Genomic DNA, 2,433 nt, shown 5'->3' with positions numbered 1-2,433 from the left:
ATACTTAATTCACATTTTTTGAAAAGAAAAACACTGTAATATCTTTCAATTTAGGCGCAATTAATGCAAGAAAATACAAATATGAAGCCCCACCAGCGCGAATTCATTGAATTTGCTATCCAAAAGAACGTTTTGAAGTTCGGCGAATTCACCCTTAAGTCTGGCCGTGTTAGCCCTTATTTTTTTAATGCGGGTCTTTTCGACGATGGTTTATCACTTGCCAAGCTTGGGTCATTTTATGCCCAAACACTGGTTGACTCGGATATTCCCTTCGATGTTCTATTTGGTCCTGCCTATAAAGGCATTCCTTTAGGCTCTGCTACAGCAGTCTGTCTTTCTTCATTGCATAACATTAACACGCCCTTTGCATTCAACCGTAAAGAAGCAAAAGCTCACGGTGAAGGTGGCACGCTCGTTGGCGCACCACTTAAAGGCAAGATAATGATTATCGACGATGTGATTACGGCAGGTACGGCAATTCGCGAAGTGATCAAAATCATTGAGGCCGCAGGTGCGGAGCCAGCAGGTGTTCTGATTGCACTTGACCGCCAGGAAAAGGGTCAGGGCGAGTTGTCTGCCATTCAAGAGGTCGAAAGAGACTTTAATATCCCAGTCGCCAGTATCGTCAACTTAACTCAAGTATTAGACTACATTCAGGATGATGCAAGTTTATCGCAGTACGCGGATGCCGTTTCTGCATATAGATCACAGTTTGGGATTGCTTGATTGATCATAACCTCTGTGCAGCGAAGTTCTCGGTGGTTCAAGTGTTTGATCTCTTAAAGAACTAAACCCAAAAAACCATTAACCACAGAGGGTACAGAGAGGCCTTCGGCCTACACAGAGAAGAGATAAAAACTAAAAATGTTTTTCTCCATGTCTTCTCTGTGCAGCGAAGCGCTCGGTGTTCTCTGTGGTTCAAGTGTTTGATCTCTTAAAGAACGAAACCCAGATAAGCACTCACCACAGAGGTCACGGAGCGGCCTGCGACCTAGACAAGTTTGTTTGCTGGCAGATGAGTATCTGTCTCTACACCAGCAAAGACACCCCAACCAAAATGGTCACTACTTCAAAACAGCGCTTAACAATTTTATTTCCTTTGGCGATCGATAGATGCGCTCCAAGGTAGCCTCCAGCTAAAGCCCCCAAAACCAAAGGAAGTACCCACGACCACTTAACCTCGGTCTGTAAGGCCAGCGTAAGCGCCCCCACACCATTCCAAAACAATCCCACCAAAATCAAGGTATAGGCAACCGCTCGCTGGTACTCCAAGCCATACCAAAGCACCAGCCACAAGGTAACGAACAGGCCTGTTCCTGAGGTAATCGAGCCGTTCAAAACACCGATTAAAAACAGTACCAAGCCGCCAATCAGCCAATGAATACGCTTAAATACCTTGGTCGTCGTCGTCATCCCCAGCTCCGGTTTAAATACAGAGTACAAACCCAAAGCTATCGTTAAGACCCCTAAAGCTTGCTTGGCTAGTTCATCGGGAACAGAGAGAATCAATAAGGCACCGAGTATCACGCCTGGCAACCCGAAAAGCAGAATATGACTAGCAAAAGCCAAGCTCAACTGTTTCTCTCTAATATGGCGTAAAGTCGCCCCAACGCCTAAAGCAACGCTGGCGACTTTATGCGTAGCCAAGGCGACAGTAAAACCCAAACCAAGAAAGAGCAAAGCAGGAAACTGTAACAAGCCAGCGCCTCCACCAGCCATCGCACTCAAGCCGTTTGCAATAATCGATACGCAAAACAGCACAACTTGTTCAATTAGAAATTCCATATAAAAACTCTTTTATCAGTGCTCAACAGAGAAAATGCCACTCTTTGCATATTGCTGAACAAACACTCAATAAATTAAATTTCTTGCAACACAAAAGCATAAAAAAATCAGATATACTTTGGATATCCGAAAAATATTTAGATATTAGAATGATTCATACTTCACGACGACCTTATATCTTCAAGCATACTGGCAAGCGGCTAGCCGTGGTTGCCCTGCTACTGCTATGCAGTCTTTCTTTGGTGGCTACGCATGCATCTGCGGCGCAACTATACCGGTATAAAGACAATCAGGGAACCTATGTGCTCAATCAGACTATTCCTCCTGAATATGTCAAAAAAGGCTACGATATTTTGAATAGACAGGGCAGAGTTATCCAAGTTGTCGCGCCAGAACTAACAGCCGAGCAAATTGCTGCCCGAGACGCCGCCCTAGAACAAGAGCGCCTACAGAAAATTGAAGCTGAAAAACAAGCCCTCATCGACGGCGAACTTAAACAACTTTACAGTCATCCAAATGATGCCGTGCGAGTCCTGTCTCGCCGAGTTCAAGATATCAAAGGGCTTATTCTGGTAAAACGTACTAAGATTGATGCCAGTAAAAATGGCATTATTGAGGAAGAAGCACAAGCAGCCAATCGCCAACGAC

Annotated in this window: 3 protein-coding genes; 2 read left to right on the top strand and 1 reads right to left on the bottom strand. The window is 44.8% G+C overall.

Annotated elements, in window-relative coordinates; translation table 11 throughout:
- Window positions 1-81: 81 nt before the first annotated feature.
- Window positions 82-726 carry an orotate phosphoribosyltransferase gene (pyrE, locus tag A3761_RS13385; RefSeq protein WP_068514477.1) on the top strand — a complete coding sequence of 215 codons (645 nt, stop codon included), beginning with the start codon at window positions 82-84 and terminating at the stop codon, window positions 724-726.
- A 303-nt stretch (window positions 727-1,029) separates the two neighbouring features.
- On the opposite strand, the gene A3761_RS13380 is transcribed toward pyrE, so the two are convergent.
- The gene (locus tag A3761_RS13380; protein WP_068514435.1) at window positions 1,030-1,785 is read right to left on the bottom strand and encodes a sulfite exporter TauE/SafE family protein; all 756 of its coding nucleotides are present in this window, start codon (window positions 1,783-1,785) and stop codon (window positions 1,030-1,032) included.
- Window positions 1,786-1,934: 149 nt separating this feature from the next.
- Here A3761_RS13380 and A3761_RS13375 point away from each other — a divergent pair.
- On the top strand, window positions 1,935-2,433 hold a 499-nt coding region (locus tag A3761_RS13375; protein ID WP_068750339.1), incomplete at its 3' end, for a hypothetical protein.

The sequence above is a fragment of the Oleiphilus sp. HI0123 genome (assembly GCF_001635315.1).
Note: the sequence above shows the minus strand (reverse complement) of the source record. Positions and strands in the feature narration are given on the sequence as shown.